This window comes from Wolbachia endosymbiont of Dactylopius coccus (assembly GCF_977011065.1).
In genome coordinates, this window is record NZ_OZ347065.1 from 500,169 (window position 1) to 516,608 (window position 16,440).

Here is a 16,440-nt window from a genome sequence, read left to right on the forward strand (position 1 = left end):
AACCTTATTACGCAATTTCATTTAAATTGTAGCTTTCTTTAATAATTTATATTTCTATTATAGATATAGCAACATTTTAATATACACTAAATTCTGGACAAAAGGAAAAGCAAAACATAGAATTATAATTTTTATGTCCATTTTACCAATTGTAATTGCCCCTGATGAAAGACTAATCACACGTGCCAGTGAAGTAACAGATATAAACGATAAAATTAAAGAATTAGTAAATGACATGTTCGAAACTGTGTACGATGCGGAAGGTCTTGGCCTTGCTGCAGTGCAAGTTGGAGTGCTGAGGAGAGTTTTTGTTATGGACATTCAGCTCTCTCGAGCTGAAGACGAGCCAGTAGGGTATGAATCGACTGGCAAATTTTGCATGATTAATCCCGAAATTACAGAATTATCGGATGAACAAGTAATTCTCAAAGAAGGGTGCCTTTCAATTCCAGAGCAAAGCTATGAAATTAAACGTCCAAAGTATTTAACTGTGAAATATAGAGACTTAAATAACGAAGAACAAACACTAAAAGCTAGTGGTTGGCTTGCAAGGTGCATTCAACATGAACTGGATCACTTAAATGGCATATTATACATTAGACATTTATCTAAATTGAAGTATGATATGGCCATGGAAAAAGCACAAAAGGTTAAAAGGAACTATGAGCGATGAAGATCTAGAATTATTAAAATTTTACCATGAAGTGGGCGTTGATTGTACGCTAACAGAAGGTGAAGAGGAAAAAAAGTTGGAGAGCAAAGAGGGTGTGCAAACCTCTGTTATCCAAACTGGGACCCAGAAGAAAGATGCAGATACGCGCTGGGGTGACACTAAAGATGGAAAAGACATGTTTCCAAGTGACTGGATAATTGAAGCAAGGAAACTTGCAGGTAAATGTGGTAGTGTGGATGAATTAAGAAGTGCAGTTGAATCATTTGAAGGTTGTGAGATAAAAAAAACTGCAACTAATACTGTCTTTTCCGATGGTAATCCAAACGCAAAAATTATGCTCGTTGGTGAAGCTCCAGGAGCAAATGAAGACCTTCAAGGCATACCATTTTGTGGTGCAAGTGGGATGTTGCTTGATAAAATGCTCGGTGCAATTAATCTTGATCGTACCAAAGTTTACATAAGCAATACCGTATTTTGGCGTCCGCCTGGTAACAGAAAACCAACTGACCTAGAACTTGATATGTGCAGGCCATTCGTTGAAAAACATATTGCACTGGTTTCACCGCAGATTCTAATTTTGGTCGGGGGAATTGCGTGTTATAGCCTACTTGATAGCACAAAAACTATATCGAATTTGCGTGGTAGATTTCATACGTACACTAACCAATATTTGTCCAATTCAATCACCACAGCCGCTATATTTCATCCAGCTTACCTACTTCGCCAACCGGCACAAAAACGTTTAGCCTGGGAGGATTTAAAGAAGATTAGGGAGTATCTTGATAACACCAATAACTGTACGAATACTTAACACCACTGGTGTCAAGTAAGTTTTTTCGTTTCTATGTTATCCGCTACTTGGATGACAGAAAAGAGTGTTGGAAGGGTATCTGTTCAGCAGAGTGGCAAAATAAGGTAGACGAGAAAAGACAACTATAGGAAGAAATGGGTGTCATTTCAGTGCGTGACACTGGTTTCCATCCAAAAGGGTGTCATCCCAGTGCCCAGACACTGGGATCCAGAAAATTTGATTGTGTACTATACAACATTTTCGATCAAAAGCTGGATTCCAGACTGGAATGACATCACAGGGGCACTGGAATTTTTGTTTCAATATTTGTACATTAGCCATGCATCTGAACAGACAATGGCGTCAACTTAAGGACACATTTTAGACTTCTTTGTTGAAATAAAACAGAAACAAAAGTGCTGTTTATTGCACTCTTTGGATAATTTAATGATAAAAAATTTAGAGAGAAATTTTATACACTATCGCTGATATTTTTCCTTAAGTTGACGCCATTGTCTGAACAGATACGTTGGAAGGAGGCAATATTAAAAACTTAATTTCAGTCCAGCCAAGAACACATAACCAGAGTTGTTATTTTCTATTTTAGGCTCTTTTGTACTAAACTTTACAATATCGAAATAGTATGAAGTACCTAAAAAAAGAGAATTTTCAAGACTTAAAGCATATGATGTTAACTCGTTTGTACCTTCGCCTGCAATATCCCTACCACTACTAAAATATGTTAAGCTCGATTTGTAAGAATCAGAACGGTAAGCGATACCTGCATTCATATAATACGTATTATTTGTTTCATGATTACGCTTCTCGCCTGATTTACCACCATTACCATATGAAAAAATGCAATCAAGATCAAACAATTTTAGCTTCAAACCAAAATTCCAGTGCAGTAATTGATTACGACATCCATAGCCTTCAAGAGTTCCATCTAAGCAACCAGTTAAATTTTCTCTTGCAAATTCACCAGTTAAGGCAGTAGTAAAACCTATATCATCTGACAAGCTGTTTTTATAGGAAAGGCCAGCAGCAATTAGATTGCTATATTGTAAGTTATTTTTTCCTGGGACGTAACTGAACCCGAGTTGAAAGTTATAGATTTTAGGGGAGATGTAGTTAATTGATGATTGTTTTAACCCTAGTTCGAGTCCATTATACTCACTGTAAATGTTGGGTTTTACCCAAAATACCTTGTCTTTATCATATCCAGGGCCATTATCTCTGTTTTCGTTACCACGCAAATTTGCATAGTTTGTCCAATGGCCATTTACTCCTCCAGCAGCTGCATAAATTTTTGAAGTGTTAATTAACATGCTCTGACTAACTAAACTTCTTTTACCATATTCAATTGATCCAAGTTCCTGATTTTTAATGATAAAATACCATTCCTCCATGTCTAACTTTTCTATGTCTAACGCTTTTAGGTTTGCAATACCAGAAACTCCTGCTTCAACATTAAACCCCATTTGAGTATTTGGATAAACTTGCTGTAAATAAAGAAAGCGCAAGTATGAATAACTTGAAGTTTTATCCTTAGGCTTAGCATTGAAAGAATCTCTGTTGAAGGCGTAGCCGAATCTCAAATCTATTTTTCCGTCTAGTTCTACATAAAATATTTCCTTATCCAAAATTGTTTTAGAGCTAGCACTATTCTGCAAAAACAATGATGAAAGCAGTGCTACCAGGTAGTACTTTAACTTCATAAATAAACTTAAATTTTTATAAAAATTTAAGTTTAAACTCAATATAAATAAAAAACAACCTTTCAGAAGGTGCCGCTGGTAGATTTTGCTGCCCGTTTTTGAGCTATATTCCCATAAATTATTGATATACTTGGTAATTTTCGCTTTAATAACTGCTTATTAATGGCAGAATGTATACGATTAATTATTTTAGACGTACTTTTTACATCGCAGTTAATCAAAACAAAAAGCACTTTATTCTCATCAATATACCCTAGAAAATCATCACTACGGCAATTTTTATAAAAATGTTCTATGATAACTTTCAGTGCATCATTTATCTCACTACAGCTACTATTTAAGCCGATCACTCCTATAGCTGCATTAATTTGATGTTGAAAGGCAAAATTTAATATAACATATAACTCTAGAATAGTAGACTCATTGTTTGGTATATCGAATAAGTTATGGTTTTTATATTTTTTACCCATTAGATATTCATCTCTAAAGATTCCTAATTTATGAGACAAGCTGATATCACGTATCAATAACTCATAATTTATTTTATTACTAGCAAATTATGTAGTGCGGAAAACTTTTACTTTTGTCTTTATATCTTCTCCTTTAGCATCAGTTAAGGAAAAACCTATCACTTTAGGTAATACATCAAGTAAATCGTGTCCATTTTCGGTATACTCTAAATAACTCTTCATGTCGTCAGCTGCTCTTGCACTTAAAATATTGATTAACGGCTTATTAAGTAAATTCCCTTCCTCGTATTTTAACAAATTCCTTGCGGCTTGATTGAGCCCTAAAATTAATACGTTTTTTTTCTTATTATCCTGACAAACAGATACCACAGCATCATCTTTCCTTCTTGCAGTTATGAAATCATCCATACTTTCATTCTATACAGCATATTTATAAGTATAATAAGATTATATTAAAATTTGCTTACTTATTAATATGCTTGATTAGATATAGATAAAATGTCATACGGGATGGCTTTGTTAGCTGTTTTAGGTGGTAATAAATGGATAGTCAAGCAAAATTACATTTGTAACTTTGCTTGACTTATCCGTTTTTTTTGAGCTTGACCATAAAATGATTCTTAAGAAAATAAATGCAATTTTTTGCAGGTTTCACGTATGATAAAAATTAACAGTTTTATTTTTAGCCAAATTAATTGAATCAAGCTATAAAACCTGCTAAAGTTAACTTTATGAAAGCACCCTTAGCTCAGTTGGATTAGAGCATTTGACTACGGATCAAAAGGTCGGGCGTTCAAGTCGCTCAGGGTGCACCACATTTTATAGGAAGCAGAAGTCACACTTGAAATTAATATATGCAATACCTATCTTTAAAGGTTAAGCACTAAACTATTATATATGAGTAAAAAAGACTACTATGAGCTACTGGAAGTAGGCAGAAATGCCAGTATTGATGAGATAAAAAAAGCGTATAAAAAATTAGCGTTAAAATATCATCCTGATAGAAATCCTGGCAATCAAGAAGCAGAGGAAAAATTTAAAGAAGTAACAGCTGCATATGAAGTTCTGTCTGACTCTGAGAAAAGAGCAGGCTATGACCGTTATGGCCACGAAGGTGCTTCTGGTGGATTTCAAGGCTTTAGCTCTGCAGGAGATTTTAGCGACATATTCAATGACTTCTTTGGTGGAGGATTCGGTGGTGGTGCAAGTAGATCGAGAGCAAAAAGAAGTACAACAGGAGTATCTGGAGCAGACCTACGTTATGATCTTGAAATTACCTTAGAAGATGCGTTTAAAGGAATACAAGCGCCTATACATTATGTGACAAATGTAAAATGTGATACATGCCAAGGCACAGGTGGCGAAGGAGCAATTAAACCAGTTCAGTGCCACACATGCCAGGGAAGCGGTAGGATTAGAACTCAACAAGGCTTTTTTACCATCGAAAGAACATGTACTACATGCTATGGGGAAGGAGAAATAATACAAAACAAATGTAAGAAATGTGGTGGAAGTGGACGTAGAAGAGATGAAGTAAATATATCCGTTTCAATTCCAAAAGGCATAGAAGAAGGAGCTAAGGTAAGGATAAGTGGTAAAGGAGAAGCTGGAACAAGAGGTGGAAAAAGTGGAGATTTATACGTATACGTGAAAATAATTTCCCATAAAATCTTTGCTAGAAATAAAGCAGATTTACACTGTAAAGTGCCTATAAGAATGACACTAGCAGTGCTTGGTGGTGAAATCGATATTCAATCAATTGATGGAGCTAGAATAAAAGTAAAGGTCCCTGAAGGCACTCAAACTGGTACCAAACTACGTTGTAGGGAAAAGGGTATGCCATATATGAACTCACATGCTCGTGGTGATTTATACGTACAGGTAATAGTTGAGACTTTAAATCCAAAAAATTTAACTAAAAAGCAAATTGAACTATTAAAAGCGCTTGAAGAAGAGGAAAATGCAAGTGTACAACAGCAATCTGAAGGGTTTTTTAGTAAAGTAAAAAAAAAATAAGAAATCTGCTAAATGACATAAAGGGGTAACTGTTTACGGGTTTTCATTTAATCCTGCAATTCTTTGACCTTATTAATGGAAAACTTAACAATAGTGTTATTATTAGCCAACAGAAACTTCTTAGTTCCTTAAAACTATGTAAAAGCAATAAATTTCTTTATTTAAGGTCGAAGTTTTGCTATTCTCAGGTTTTAATAATTTAAATTTAATGAATATAAACAAAAATGAGTTTTTATTTCTTCCGCTTGGGGGAGTAGGAAGAATCGGGATGAATGTTAGCCTATATCATTACCAAGGTAAGTGGATTATGATCGACCTTGGTGTTGGTTTTGCAGATGAAACTATGCCAGGTGTTGAGCTGCTCATTGCTGATATAGATTTTATTGCTCAAAGAAAAAAAGATTTACTTGGAATAATAATTACACATGCACATGAGGACCACTGCGGTGCAGTGCCCCACTTGTGGGAGGAGTTGCAGTGCTCCATATATACAACAAAGTTTACGGTTAATTTTCTTAAAGAGAAACTAAAAGAATTTCGATTGGAAGGTATAGTGCCTGTGAAAGAGGTAGACATAAATGGCAGCATAAATTTGGGTCCTTTTACCGTCGAGTTTATAAATGTAACTCATTCAATTCCTGAGGCAAATTCAATATTAATTAGCACTGAAATGGGTAGTGCACTCCATACCGGAGACTGGAAATTTGATCCAAAACCTGTTGTTGGATTAACTTCTAATATGGAGCGTCTAAAAGAAATTGGCGATAAAGGTGACCTGCTTGCAGCAATTTGCGATTCAACCAATATATTAAGCAAGCATCACCCTGAGTCAGAAGGTGAAATTTATAATAATATTTATAACATAATAAAGCGGTCTAAAAAATTAGTTGCTGTTTCGCTATTTGCTTCAAATGTGGCACGAATTGAAACGATAAGCCAAGCTGCAAAAGCACTAAATAGAAAAGTAGTTTTACTTGGTAGATCTTTATGGAGAATAGTGAAAGTTGCGCAAGATAGTGGTTATTTAACTGATTCTCCTCAGTTTCTTGAAGCAAAGGAAGCAGTAAATTTTCCAAGGGAAGAACTGGTGCTACTTTGCACAGGTTGTCAAGGTGAGCCACTGGCAGCTACCGCAAGACTTGCTGCTAAGAGTCATCAAGCATTTAAAATGCAGCAAGGTGATACCATGATCTTTTCGTCAAAAATCATTCCTGGAAATGAAACTCGTGCGCACAACATGCTCAATGCCTTTATTGAGATGGGGGTAGAAGTTATTACTGAAAAAACAGAGCATGTTCATGCTTCTGGGCATCCAACAAGAGAAGAGCTAAAGGAAATGTATTCTTTAATAAAACCGAAGATGTCTATTCCAGTTCACGGCGAATATATTCACACGCATGCACATGTAAAATTTGCTAAAGAGTGCGGTGTGGCAAAAGCAATAATGATTGCACCAGGTGATATTGTTAATTTGGAGAACGGAGAAAAGGTTGATTCAATTGATGTTGACTACTTTGGTATTGATGGTATGTTGCTACGTCATCCGGAGAGCAGTGTTATAAAAATGCGTAAAAGAATGAGAGATGCCGGAGTTATTGTGGTAACAGCAGTTGTAAACAAGAAAAATAAATTGCTTGCTAAACCAAAAGTATTTGTACCTGGTGTTTTTGAAGTGCTAGAAGATGCAGCTACCATACAGAAAATTGTCAAGAAAGTTGAGTCGTTGTTTAGTTTGCAGCCAACAAAAAAAATTAAAAATAAGATTGAAAGTTCAATATTGAGTATCTTAAAGGAACATTTACTAAAAAGACCTATAATTGAGGTTCAGATAGAACAGGTATGAAATGAATGAAGCTATTCGTTCATCTGGTGTTATTTATTTCGTTATTTATTCCTTATTTTACAAAAGCTGCTTTATATGTTGATATAAAAAAAAGCAGTGTTGGTAACATTGGTCTTGTTGTATCTAAATGTACATGTAAAACAGCGTTGGAAAGCGAATTAAGCGAAAATATTGCAAAGGTAATAGGAACAAATTTATCTAATTGTGGCTTATTTAATGTAAAACGTGGCGCGGAAGCTGAATCTAAATCTTGGAAAAGCGATACTGTAGTCACAGTAAGTTTAAGCGAAATATCTGGTAGTGCATTAGAGCTATCATTTCGTTTATTTGACACTTTTACAAAAAGAGAATTACTTACTCAGTCAGTTGTTTTTCCAGCAAAAGACTGGAGAAAAATTGGTCACCTCGTTTCGGATGTGATACATGATAGATTAATTGGTGAGAAAGGGCACTTCAACACAAAAATCACGTATATCGCTGAGGAAAAAGATAGCAACTACAAATCTGTGCGTAAAATTGCTGTGATGAATCAAGATGGAAGTAATATAAAATACTTAACAAATGGCGATAGATTTGTGTCAACACCGAGATTCTCACCAAATGGAAAGGGTATTGTTTATATCTCGTACGCAAATGGTAAAAGTTATATAATATTAAAAAATTTAAAAGATAACACTGAATCAATAATCAGCGCATTTGAAGGAGTTATTTCTGCACCAAGATTTTCTCCCGATGGTAAATCTCTTTTAATTTCCCACTCATTGGGTGGTGAAACGAATATATTATCTTTGGATTTAAGTAGTAAACGAACAAAAAAAATTACTAAAGGTTCAGCTATAAGCACTTCTCCCTCTTTTTCTCCAGATCAAAAGTATATGGCTTTTAGTTCTGATATAAGTGGGAGTCAGCAACTGTACGTTATCGATTTTACTAACAAAAGTAAAAAACCTAAAAGAATTAGTTTTGGAAGTGGAAGATATGCTACGCCTGTTTGGTCGCCAAAAGGAGATCTGATAGCTTTCACAAAGATTCAGTCAGGAAAATTTTACATAGGAGTTATGAAGCCAGATGGCAAAGAAGAACGTCTACTTTCAGAAGGGCATAAAATTGAATCTCCGGCATGGCTACCAAATGGTAGAGAAATCATTTTCACAAGAACAGAATCACCAAGCAACTCTAAACTATATTTAGTAGACTTAGTAAAGAAAAATCAAAAAATGGTTTCCACTCCCACAAATGCTTCTTTACCGGATTGGTCTTATTCTTGAACTACTGAGCTGCATGCTCCACAGCATTGATTTATTGCCACATTAATAAGATATCCCGCTACACCACCTACTATAGTACCAGCGATTCCTGACAACACAACAGTTGCAATTACTCCAATAGCAGCAATTTCAGGTATAATCCCATTGATAGGTATGCGGTTTACAACTACTTCAGTGACGAAAAAAGACAAATTTGTTGGGCACACTTGTTAAGGGATTTTGAAAGGCTATCTACCCACTTTAAATGGTGCTATATTGGGCCTTAACTTGATGCGTATGGTTTATTTAACACTCCCGGTTAAAATAATTACTTAGCAAACAATAGGTTTCATGTAATGGTAACCCTATAACGGAAGAGTAGGAGCCGCGTAAGAACAATACGAACATCCCAGCTAGGCCTTGTATATTGCATCCCCCTGCCCTATTTTTCCACTCTTCTGATGCTAAATAATACTTAATTTCTTGTTCACTGAGACGTTTAAATTTCACTATCGTAACCACAGTTCTAATATGTTGTTTAGATTGATCGGGAGTTAATAGACATACACTGGTGTATACTCTATGCCTTCTTCCTGATAACAAGCGAATGCATTTTTCTGCTTGCTCAACGTTTTCAGCTTTAAGCAATATCCTTCTACCACAAGCAACAACTGTATCAACACCAAGCACAAAGTAATTTGGATTTGAGCTTTGTATTTTCTCCGCTTTACTTTTTGCCATACGGATTGAGTAATCCTTCGGAAGTTCCTTTTTTAAAGGGGCTTCATCTATATCTGCTGGCAAAATTAAACCTGGCTCAATGTTTATTTGTTTTAGTAAAGCTATACGCCTTTTCGATGATGAAGCAAGAATAAGATTATTTAGAGATCGTTCTGTCACTTGTACCTTTAAGCCTTCTAATGATCCTACCCTTTCTCGCATTCCTATCGTAAATGCTCATCTCAACTAACACCCTATCCCCTATAATGATGCGTATTTTACTTCTTCTCACTTTCCCTGATACATGACAGATAATCTCATGTTCATTGTCCAGTTTCACTCTAAATTCTGCTGCAGGTAGTAAAGCAGTTACTGCCCCTTCCACTTTAAAAATTGTTTTCGATTTCTCGTCTTTTATCATATGTTATATTATAATTTAATAATCTTTTTTAGTCTACTATAGATTTTAAATTATTATCAACACAAAAGACCTTTTGCACCCCACTTAAGTTGCTACTTGACCTCCAATAACCTTACCTACGTTTCCTCTCTCTGCCACCTTCTCAACAGAACTTATAGAACTTATGTTGGAAGATAAATCATTATCACAATTCTCCTCATTGCTATCATATGCGCTATCATTGTCCCCTTCCTGTGGAACATAAGACTTATAAAATTCACTATCAAAGCTTGAAAACCTGAGCAATTTTTTCTTCTTTTTTTGTGGATTTTGTGGAACATAAGACTCATTATCAGATTCACTATCAAAGCTTAAAGATCTGGATAACTCTATCTTCTTTCGTGGAACATTATCAGGCTCACTAGAAATGTCTCCTGTTAGATTATAAAATCGATGGTTGAAGCTTCTTTGTTCAATAGAACTTATGTTAGAAGATAAACCATTATCACAATTTTCCTCATCGCTACCATATCTGCCATCAGAGCTTGAAGATCCGAGTAATGTTGTCTTTTCTTGCAGTGAAACACAAGACTCATTATCAAGGGGAGCATTATCAGGTTCATTAGAAATATTTCTTGTTGGAGTATAAAATTGATCGTTGAGACTTCTTTGTTCATCAGCATGAATTTTTTCTCCCAGTCCATCAACTATTTCTACAACTTTATCATCCCATTCATTCTCACACTCTAGCTTGCTTCTTAACTCTTCAACTTCCAATGCTAGTTTGCATATCTCTTGTTCATAAGATTCCAGTTGTGCGTTATGCTCATCTTCCAACTCTTGCACTTGAAGTTTTAAATTGCTTATATACTGCTCCTTTTCCTTCATTATGTGTGCTGCTTGGTCTATATCTTCTTCAAATTTTTTTAATTCGTCTCCTGATTTCTTCTTTTCTACGTTAACAATTTTCAGCTTTTCCTCTAGCTTTCCTTTTTCTTCATACATGCTTTTAAATTCTTCCTCATTCCTCTTCAGGTTTTCTTTGAGCTGCGTTAACTCCTTGCATATTTCATCTATTTCTGCCTTTGATTCTTGCTCCTTTTTTTTAAGTTTATCTTTTAACTCACTAGTTTGTTTTTCTAATGCTTCAATTCCTTGCTTAGCTTCTGCAAGTTCCTGATTCACTTCTTTTTTTTCTGCTTCAGCACTTTTTAACTTATTGGTTAATTTTTGGATTACCTCTTTCGAGCATGATAATTCTTTTTGCAGATCTAATACTTGTTCTGAAAGCTGTTCTTGGTTTCCATCCATCTTCTTATTCAAGTGTTCTAAATGGTCAAACTTGTCCTCTAAATTAGAATTTTCTTCCTGCACTTGACAAGGAGGAAGGCTATTGTCATCATCAACTTTAGGGTCTGGACCTTTCGATTCCCCCCCTGGTTCCTTATCTTGATAGACCGCTATAGATTCATTTTGAAAATTATTATTAGCAGTAGGTACAACATCAGCAGCCTTACCCTTTTCTAGTACAGCATCATATAAGGAGAGACCTTGAATATATAATTCATCGTTTTGCTTTATCAATTCTAAGATCTCCTCCGATAGCACAAAATCTTCATCATTAAATTTTAGTACTTCAGTTATGCCATCGCTACTCACATTCATAATCATGGTACACATTTCGGATCCATCCTTTACAGGCCAAGTGCTTGTCATTTTATAATATGCGCCCTCTTTAAATTTATAATGTCTTTCCTTACCTTTCCGATGAGCGTATATTTCATGTTTTTTATTGCAATAGATATTCAATTCTTTAATATCTTTCTCTTGCCGTAAAATATCACTAATCCTGGTTGGCTCACTTCTATTGTAATTAATAAGATTGATATTCAAAACTCTATGAGTGTTATCAGTTTCTGTGTAATAAGCTCGAAACTCTACGCCTTTCTCTCCAAGATATTTACTTGCAGCTTCTTTTCCCTGCTCTGCCAACTTTATGCATTTATCTATATCTTCCTTAAAGCTCTTATTAGCAGACTCTGTTACTGCTTTATCTATGTACGTTTGTTTAAAATCTCTATCGTTTATTAGGTCATAAAAACTCCACTCATCCCCAAAAGCCCCCTGCACGTAAGTGAAATTCTTTTTTTCCTTTAGTTTTCTTAAGAACCACACCTTTTCTTTCAGATTTTTCAGTTGAAAGCTTATCCTTGCCTTTACACTAGAGTTTTTGGCAGGAATATTCATTTCTTCTAATTCTTTAAATAATTAATTATCTTTTATAATTGAGTAGCAAAACTTTACAATAGCAGAATTTGCAAACAAAGGATCTTTTTTTATACCTTCATCAAGAATTTCTTTAAAATGTGCAAATTGAGGTAGAACATAAAAATCGATTATTTCTTTTTCTGATCTCGTTTTATTAGCATAAGAGATATCACCTAATTGTGAATATAACTCTTTCAATGTATGGTAGATAAGCGTAGAGTAATAAACTTCCCTATTCAGTGAAGTTGGTCCTATACAAAAATGCTTTTCAAATTGATCACCTGCCTCTGCTGCTTTGTCTCCCTTAGTCAAACCTGCAATCATAATATGCCCCTTATAACTATATTTATATTATAACATACATTTAAGAAAAATCACACTGCTCACTGTATGTTTACATTGCTACTTTGTATAATAGATTGTTTGAAGTCACACAAGTATCTTTCTTTATTGGATAAAAGTTAACAAGACGTTTTCATATATTTTTAAGCTTAATAACATCTTCTCTATTTGGACTAGTTGAAATTAGATGAATTGGTACGCCTATTAATTTTTCTAACCTGTCTATATATTTTATTAAATTAGTAGGCAATGCTTTAATCAACCTTTTACCTTGAGTGTTTTCTTTCCAGCCAGGAAATTCTTCATACACTGGCTCTAGTTCTTCTTGTATTGAATGTGATGCAGGTAAATAATCATACATTTTCCCGCTGTACTTGTAATCAGTGCATATTTTAATTGTATCAAAAGAATCAAGCACATCTAATTTGGTTAATACAATGCTTGAAACTCCAGAGAGTTGCACAGCCTGGCGGACTAAAGCTGCATCAAACCATCCGCAGCGCCTTCTTCTATTGCTCACTGTTCCAAGTTCCTTACCTATAGTAAACAAGCTATCTCCTACTTCATTTTTCTGCTCAGTAGGAAATGGGCCATTGCCTACTCTGGTTGTATAAGCTTTCGCCACACCAATAATGTTAGCATTCGAGAATAACCCTGAGCCTGTTATTGCTTGCGATGCTACAGTATTACTTGAAGTAACAAAAGGGTAAGTTCCGTGGTCGATATCTAAAAATGCGCCTTGGGCACCTTCAAATATTATTTTCTTACCTTCTTTCATCAAGTCATTTAATATCTTCCATACAGGTTTTTTATATGGAAGAATTTTTTCTGAAATCTCTTGAATTTCCTTTAATATTTCTTCTTTTTTAACCACCTGGTAGTTAAGGCCTTTTCTGATAGCATTGTGGTAATTCAGAAGAGTATCCACTCTTTTGTTGAGCTCATCTGCGTTTTCTAAGTCACAAAGGCGTATAGCTCTCCTGCCAACTTTATCTTCATAACATGGCCCTATCCCTTTGTTTGTTGTACCAATTTTGTGATTTCCGTTTAAATCTTCAAATAGCTTTTCCTTGTCCTTATGTACGCTAAGTATTAATGGACAGCTCTCGGATACCATCAAGTTGTTATAGTTTATGTCCACTCCTTTAACTTTCAATGACTCTATTTCTGAGACTAGAGCATGCGAATCAAGAGCAACACCGTTTCCTATAATAGATATTTTGCCCGTTCTCAAAACAGCAGAGGGCAGTAAATTTAATTTATAAACCTCATCATCTATTACTATAGTGTGCCCTGCATTATTTCCTCCCTGAAATCTCACAACTACATCTGCATTCTCAGAAAGATAATCTACTATTTTACCCTTGCCTTCGTCACCCCATTGCAGACCAATAATTACAATGTTATTCATCATTATTTTCTAAATTAATACATAAATATTAATGCAGTACGCTACAAATGGAAAGAGAAATCTACGCCTTTCCTACACCTCTTAAATAAAGAAATATACTGTCGATTTTCTTAATATATTACCAAATTATTCATCATTATATGATATAACTTACAGCATATTTACAGTAAGGTGTTATTTATGAAAGAGACAAAAGGAAAAAATAATAAGAGTCCAGTAGTTAGATTAAAGGCCACAGCTAAAGAGTTCAATTTTAGTAAATTAAGATCAGATCAAGATAATAAATTAGCGAATTCCGGTGAAACAATGTTCTTAGATTTTCAAAGGATGAATTTTATTATTAACGGAAAAGAAATAGATAAAAATCTTCTTGTTACACTGAGAGAAGGAGCTCAGGATTACAAAAGCGAGCTTTTCAGTAAAAAAGACGACATCTATAATCCTGAGAGCGAAAAAAAGAGAGAAATAGATACAGATCAGGGCAGAGCCTTTGTTGACTCAGTGTTGAAAGAGCTTAATCAGAATAGATTACCTGAAATTTGGGAAAACCACTGCAATAATCCTGACATTGCTGATCATCAAAAAACTGATACATACAAAAAAGAATTTGAGAGATTTTACAATGTAGGAAAGGAACATAATTACTTACTACTAAAGAAGGGAGAAAAAAATTATCGTCCGTTTGCAAAGGAAGTTTTTAAAGAAATGTTTAAATATGCTGAAGCAGAAGTTCCAAGTGATGCTATTTTAGAAGAGCTGGTCACCAATTGTAATCAAGCAGGGTATGGAGCTGGTATATTTAATGAATCTCATGCAGCACTCAGTAGTTGTAGCTTAACTCCACATAGTCCTAAAAAAGCGCTAAACATTTACTGCACTGACCACAATCGAATAAAAGTGAAATCTGATATGGCAATGCCTATAACCACGTTTGACAATCCGGAAGAGAAAATATGTGACCTATCCAGCTCATTAGAATTCACACTCGAATCTCAAGATGATAAAGATGATATAATATATAAAGAAGGTAAATTGTCACTTACTATTCCTAAAGAGTTAAAAAATTATAAAGATAATGGCAAGAGCTTGTTTGACATTATTAAAGAATATTTTCAGAAATTCTGTGCAAAATTAGGATTTAAACCTGAGACAAAAATACAAATAGAGCATAGCTTCGGTGCTCAAAGTAACTATTTAGATGGTACAATATCAACCACAGGATCAGATGCAAATGAAGAGTTTATCAATCTTTTAAGCGAAAATCTCAGAGATAGGTTGTTGAGATCAGGCTCTGCTCTAGAAGATGTTAATGATTTTGTTGCAATCAAGGTGTCTACCGCTATAGATCTATTGAGTGATTATGCTAAATTGGAAGATAATAAAGAAAACAGAGAGTTATTAATAAGTGAAGTAGCAGATAATTTAGGGATTTCATCTCAAGATAAAGAAGCATCAGGAGTAATAGGCTCTTTACCTTCTTTGATAAAAGGTCAGGTTAATCATAATCAAGTGCAGTCTGTTGTAAATACTTTTATTAAGTTAATTATTGAAGGGAAAAGCGAAGTATACAAAAAAGGAGGTGCGATTAATGCAATTGATGCAATTCATAAGGAGATAGATAAGGCAATTGTTGAGCAAGAAAAAAAAGCAACCAACAAACAAGATATAGAAAATGATAAATGGACAGATAGAATAAAAAAACAGAGATTATCTATGGAATCACATGAACATCTACCTTAAAGATACTAGTAGGCTCTCTAGCATATTCTTCTATATAATTGCAAGACCATCTAATACCGCACACTAATTTCTCTCTTTATCTTACATAAATTAATTAAGTAAAGCGAATACAGTATCCACACTACTAAAAAAAATGTGGCACAAAACATAAACATTACAACCAGTGGCAACAGCAGGGAACTTTCTATTGCTACTCCACCTCTTCTCAAAATGCTTGCTGGCTGATGGAGAGTAGACCATAAATTTACGGAAAATTTTACTATAGGAATATTTATAGCACTAAAAATGGCAAATACTGCTGCTGATTTTTCTGCCCTCGCTTCATTATCAAAAGCGCTCCACAATGAAAGGTAGCCAACATACAGGAAAAATAAAATTAGCATTGAAGTAAGCCTTGCATCCCATACCCACCAAGTGCCCCAGGTTCCTTTTCCCCAGATGCTGCCTGTGATTAAGCATATTGTAGAAAAAACTGTCCCTGCAGGAGCAGCAGCATGTGCCAAGATACTGGCAATGCTATTGTTCCACACTAATGAAATGAAACTGAGTGATGCAATGAGTCCATATATTCCAAGAGCAAGCCATGCAGAAGGCACATGAATGTACATGATTCGTACAATTTCTCCTTGTTTATAATCTTCTGGGGAGAAGAATAACGCTAAAAACATTCCAATTAAAAAACATGCGAAACAAATAACCCCAAGCCAAGGTAGTGCTTTTTTAGAAAAAGAAGTGAAATTTGTAGGCTTTAATAAAAACATTCATTTTGAGAATAATTGTGTTAAGAATTTACCAATTAGTT

At 34.7% G+C, this 16,440-nt stretch carries 16 protein-coding genes, 1 tRNA gene and 1 pseudogene; 9 read left to right on the top strand and 9 right to left on the bottom strand.

Annotated elements, in window-relative coordinates; all coding sequences use genetic code 11:
- Positions 1-133 precede the first annotated feature (133 nt).
- The 3 genes from def to ACWHVF_RS02800 all read left to right on the top strand — a co-directional run bounded on the left by def (position 134) and on the right by ACWHVF_RS02800 (position 1,835).
- Complete coding sequence (def, locus tag ACWHVF_RS02790; RefSeq protein WP_064125397.1) at positions 134-673, top strand: peptide deformylase; 540 nt, start codon at positions 134-136, stop codon at positions 671-673.
- Positions 663-1,484 (top strand): uracil-DNA glycosylase, encoded by an 822-nt coding sequence (locus ACWHVF_RS02795; protein ID WP_064125398.1) that lies wholly within the window; start codon positions 663-665, stop codon positions 1,482-1,484. Before def ends, ACWHVF_RS02795 begins: the two co-directional genes overlap by 11 nt.
- A gap of 153 nt (positions 1,485-1,637) precedes the next feature.
- Complete coding sequence (locus tag ACWHVF_RS02800; RefSeq protein ID WP_447933144.1) at positions 1,638-1,835, top strand: WPE palindromic element domain-containing protein; 198 nt, start codon at positions 1,638-1,640, stop codon at positions 1,833-1,835.
- 173 nt (positions 1,836-2,008) lie between these two features.
- Here ACWHVF_RS02800 and ACWHVF_RS02805 read toward each other — a convergent pair whose 3' ends face one another.
- The 3 genes from ACWHVF_RS02805 to ACWHVF_RS02815 form a co-directional block, all read right to left on the bottom strand.
- Entirely contained in the window at positions 2,009-3,181 is a 1,173-nt protein-coding gene (locus ACWHVF_RS02805) for a porin (protein WP_064125243.1), read from the bottom strand.
- Between the two features lie 62 nt (positions 3,182-3,243).
- Positions 3,244-3,708, bottom strand: coding sequence for a hypothetical protein (locus ACWHVF_RS02810; protein WP_447933145.1), 465 nt, complete (start codon positions 3,706-3,708; stop codon positions 3,244-3,246).
- Between the two features lie 30 nt (positions 3,709-3,738).
- Positions 3,739-4,059, bottom strand: coding sequence for a hypothetical protein (locus ACWHVF_RS02815; protein WP_447933146.1), 321 nt, complete (start codon positions 4,057-4,059; stop codon positions 3,739-3,741).
- Between the two features lie 329 nt (positions 4,060-4,388).
- Between ACWHVF_RS02815 and ACWHVF_RS02820 the strand changes: the two genes are divergently transcribed.
- The 5 genes and pseudogenes from ACWHVF_RS02820 to ACWHVF_RS02840 all read left to right on the top strand — a co-directional run.
- Positions 4,389-4,466, top strand: a tRNA-Arg gene (locus ACWHVF_RS02820).
- Positions 4,467-4,548: 82 nt separating this feature from the next.
- The gene (gene dnaJ, locus ACWHVF_RS02825) at positions 4,549-5,667 is read left to right on the top strand and encodes a molecular chaperone DnaJ (protein WP_064125244.1); all 1,119 of its coding nucleotides are present in this window, start codon (positions 4,549-4,551) and stop codon (positions 5,665-5,667) included.
- A gap of 208 nt (positions 5,668-5,875) precedes the next feature.
- Positions 5,876-7,510 (top strand): ribonuclease J, encoded by a 1,635-nt coding sequence (locus ACWHVF_RS02830; RefSeq protein ID WP_064125245.1) that lies wholly within the window; start codon positions 5,876-5,878, stop codon positions 7,508-7,510.
- 5 nt (positions 7,511-7,515) lie between these two features.
- The gene (locus ACWHVF_RS02835; RefSeq protein WP_447933147.1) at positions 7,516-8,778 is read left to right on the top strand and encodes a protein TolB; all 1,263 of its coding nucleotides are present in this window, start codon (positions 7,516-7,518) and stop codon (positions 8,776-8,778) included.
- Positions 8,779-8,924: 146 nt separating this feature from the next.
- Positions 8,925-9,011: pseudogene (locus tag ACWHVF_RS02840) on the top strand (IS66 family transposase); the annotation flags it as partial.
- 52 nt (positions 9,012-9,063) lie between these two features.
- Here the strand turns inward: ACWHVF_RS02840 and ACWHVF_RS02845 are convergent.
- The 5 genes from ACWHVF_RS02845 to ACWHVF_RS02865 all read right to left on the bottom strand — a co-directional run bounded on the left by ACWHVF_RS02845 (position 9,064) and on the right by ACWHVF_RS02865 (position 13,898).
- Positions 9,064-9,657 (bottom strand): Maf family nucleotide pyrophosphatase, encoded by a 594-nt coding sequence (locus ACWHVF_RS02845; RefSeq protein WP_064125248.1) that lies wholly within the window; start codon positions 9,655-9,657, stop codon positions 9,064-9,066.
- Entirely contained in the window at positions 9,635-9,898 is a 264-nt protein-coding gene (infA, locus tag ACWHVF_RS02850; RefSeq protein WP_064125249.1) for a translation initiation factor IF-1, read from the bottom strand. Before infA ends, ACWHVF_RS02845 begins: the two co-directional genes overlap by 23 nt.
- Positions 9,899-9,982: 84 nt before the next feature.
- Entirely contained in the window at positions 9,983-12,124 is a 2,142-nt protein-coding gene (locus ACWHVF_RS02855; protein ID WP_064125250.1) for a hypothetical protein, read from the bottom strand.
- Positions 12,125-12,145: 21 nt separating this feature from the next.
- Positions 12,146-12,469, bottom strand: a complete 324-nt coding sequence (locus tag ACWHVF_RS02860) for a hypothetical protein (protein WP_064125251.1) — start codon at positions 12,467-12,469, stop codon at positions 12,146-12,148.
- 151 nt (positions 12,470-12,620) lie between these two features.
- Positions 12,621-13,898, bottom strand: a complete 1,278-nt coding sequence (locus tag ACWHVF_RS02865) for an adenylosuccinate synthase (RefSeq protein WP_447933297.1) — start codon at positions 13,896-13,898, stop codon at positions 12,621-12,623.
- Positions 13,899-14,078: 180 nt separating this feature from the next.
- Here ACWHVF_RS02865 and ACWHVF_RS02870 point away from each other — a divergent pair, with 180 nt between their 5' ends.
- Positions 14,079-15,638, top strand: coding sequence for a hypothetical protein (locus tag ACWHVF_RS02870; RefSeq protein WP_064125502.1), 1,560 nt, complete (start codon positions 14,079-14,081; stop codon positions 15,636-15,638).
- A gap of 50 nt (positions 15,639-15,688) precedes the next feature.
- Here the strand turns inward: ACWHVF_RS02870 and ccmC are convergent, their stop codons facing one another.
- Positions 15,689-16,399 carry a heme ABC transporter permease CcmC gene (gene ccmC / locus ACWHVF_RS02875; RefSeq protein ID WP_064125501.1) on the bottom strand — a complete coding sequence of 237 codons (711 nt, stop codon included), beginning with the start codon at positions 16,397-16,399 and terminating at the stop codon, positions 15,689-15,691.
- Positions 16,400-16,440 lie beyond the last annotated feature (41 nt).

What these genes read in the sequence shown, in the direction of transcription:
- def (WP_064125397.1), top strand. Translation starts at nt 134, where the DNA reads ATGTCCATTTTACCAATTGTAATTGCCCCTGATGAAAGACTAATCACA.
- ACWHVF_RS02795 (WP_064125398.1), top strand. Translation starts at nt 663, where the DNA reads ATGAGCGATGAAGATCTAGAATTATTAAAATTTTACCATGAAGTGGGC.
- ACWHVF_RS02805 (WP_064125243.1), bottom strand. Translation starts at nt 3,181, where the DNA reads ATGAAGTTAAAGTACTACCTGGTAGCACTGCTTTCATCATTGTTTTTG.
- ACWHVF_RS02815 (WP_447933146.1), bottom strand. Translation starts at nt 4,059, where the DNA reads ATGGATGATTTCATAACTGCAAGAAGGAAAGATGATGCTGTGGTATCT.
- dnaJ (WP_064125244.1), top strand. Translation starts at nt 4,549, where the DNA reads ATGAGTAAAAAAGACTACTATGAGCTACTGGAAGTAGGCAGAAATGCC.
- ACWHVF_RS02830 (WP_064125245.1), top strand. Translation starts at nt 5,876, where the DNA reads ATGAATATAAACAAAAATGAGTTTTTATTTCTTCCGCTTGGGGGAGTA.
- ACWHVF_RS02835 (WP_447933147.1), top strand. Translation starts at nt 7,516, where the DNA reads ATGAAGCTATTCGTTCATCTGGTGTTATTTATTTCGTTATTTATTCCT.
- infA (WP_064125249.1), bottom strand. Translation starts at nt 9,898, where the DNA reads ATGATAAAAGACGAGAAATCGAAAACAATTTTTAAAGTGGAAGGGGCA.
- ACWHVF_RS02855 (WP_064125250.1), bottom strand. Translation starts at nt 12,124, where the DNA reads ATGAATATTCCTGCCAAAAACTCTAGTGTAAAGGCAAGGATAAGCTTT.
- ACWHVF_RS02860 (WP_064125251.1), bottom strand. Translation starts at nt 12,469, where the DNA reads ATGATTGCAGGTTTGACTAAGGGAGACAAAGCAGCAGAGGCAGGTGAT.
- ACWHVF_RS02865 (WP_447933297.1), bottom strand. Translation starts at nt 13,898, where the DNA reads ATGAATAACATTGTAATTATTGGTCTGCAATGGGGTGACGAAGGCAAG.
- ACWHVF_RS02870 (WP_064125502.1), top strand. Translation starts at nt 14,079, where the DNA reads ATGAAAGAGACAAAAGGAAAAAATAATAAGAGTCCAGTAGTTAGATTA.
- ccmC (WP_064125501.1), bottom strand. Translation starts at nt 16,399, where the DNA reads ATGTTTTTATTAAAGCCTACAAATTTCACTTCTTTTTCTAAAAAAGCA.